General features: G+C 52.8%; 1 protein-coding gene. It reads right to left on the bottom strand.

Translation table 11 applies throughout. The features are described from left to right. Positions 1 to 50: 50 nt before the first annotated feature. A partial coding sequence (locus SB717_RS38415; protein WP_410908456.1) for a hypothetical protein occupies positions 51 to 248 on the bottom strand: 198 nt, incomplete at its 5' end.

Below are 248 nucleotides of genomic sequence, written 5' to 3' on the forward strand. Positions count from 1 at the left end.
CACCACAAAGCATTCAATGGGTGTGCAGGAACTGCGCGGAAGCTTCAAGTTCAGCGAGACCTTTCGTAGCGCATGCTTGCAGGCCTGCTCCAGTTAGCCAAAACGAAAGAACAGTTCGTTGAACACGTTGGTCTTCGGCCAGATAGCTGCTCTGAGCGATCACCAAGGTCGCCGAATCTCCGACATAATTTGGCCGGCCTGGCTTTTGTAGCAGGTTGGAAGCAAGTCATTTTGTGCGGCTCTTGGTG

Source organism: Priestia sp. SIMBA_032, from assembly GCF_046535215.1.
Taxonomy (GTDB): Bacteria; Bacillota; Bacilli; order Bacillales; family Bacillaceae_H; genus Priestia; species Priestia aryabhattai.